This is a genomic window from Stieleria tagensis, assembly GCF_024129865.1.
Taxonomy (GTDB): domain Bacteria; phylum Planctomycetota; class Planctomycetia; order Pirellulales; family Pirellulaceae; genus Stieleria; species Stieleria tagensis.
In genome coordinates, this window is sequence record NZ_JAMYFE010000176.1 from 1 (window position 1) to 1,123 (window position 1,123).

Annotated in this window: 1 protein-coding gene; it reads right to left on the reverse strand. The window is 55.7% G+C overall.

All coding sequences use genetic code 11. From position 1 onward, the window contains the following. Window positions 1-532, reverse strand: a 532-nt coding sequence (locus NHH03_RS27580; protein WP_253161585.1) for a hypothetical protein, incomplete at its 3' end; no start/stop codon positions are given. Between the last annotated feature and the right edge of the window lie 591 nt (window positions 533-1,123).

A 1,123-nucleotide genomic window follows, 5' to 3' on the forward strand; every position in this document is an offset into this window, starting at 1 on the left:
GATTTAGCGGTATTGGGCTAGCGCCAAGCGGCTGATGCTGCTGTCCTTCGATTGCAATGGCATTGGTGTGACCGGCGGCGTGGAAGGTCCAGGCGTCGAGGACGCTTTCGCAGAGAATGATTTCATCGAAGGTTGAAAGCGCGGTTGCGTTGAAAGTTCCGTTGCCGATGGTCACCCGCGGCTCGGGTTTGTTCTTTTTGTCGATGCGTTCGCCGTAGATGCCGGTGACGTTGCCTTCGGTGTCAGTCAGTGGCAACGTGATGAAGCCACGTAGTGTTTCACGTCCGTTGGGCTTGAGAATGCCAACTTGTTTGAGCTTGGTACGGATCTCGCGACCGAGTTTGAATTGTTTGTCAGGGATCTGCTTGCCGAGCGATCGATCGGAGTAGCCGACACGAAGCATTGAATCCGCTGAGAGGCAGTGCTTGGTGAGGAAGTCGTGGGCGTTTTCATTTAGATGTTGGGCGTAGAAATCCGTGACGGTTGCTAGTGGGTTATCGAGTAGACGCTGCGTGAATGTATTCTGATTCATTGTTTCGATTCCTATGGTCTGAAGGCTAATGTCTGTTCGCTATGGACAGACCGGTGGCCCGGCCCTTGCTGGGGGTTTGTTTTTGGTTGGGAATAACTCAGGTGGAGATGTGGCGTCGGTTTGCCGCGTCGGGTCCGCGAAAGCTGCGCACCTGTCGGCTGTCGTTGGCGGTCGAGAGCCTTCAAGGTGCAGAGGCAAAACGTCGTTATCGCCTCACGGATCGGCCGGCCTCCATGACGCGACAGCTTTCGCTTACTGTCAAGCGACGGAATCGGCCAACCGCTGCGAATGTAGAAAACCGCTTTGGAATCAATCGTTAAAGTCAACGCACTTGGTGTTAACGATCGCACGTTGGTTTTTTGTCTGTCGCCTTCTCTCGGACTGCCACCGGAGGGTCACGGGTGACGGCGTCAGTCCGGCTCGGCGAAAGCCAAAAAACATGGCCGAGAGTTGGATGCGGGCTTTTGACGCGAATTCACGGGTGCTGGAGTTCGGTAGGCCCGTGACTACCGGGGAGCCTGACGGAGCTTCAAAGGGCTTTGGCCGGACAGACAAGCTGCCGGATGATGGTTGATGGAGTGTCCCGTTCCC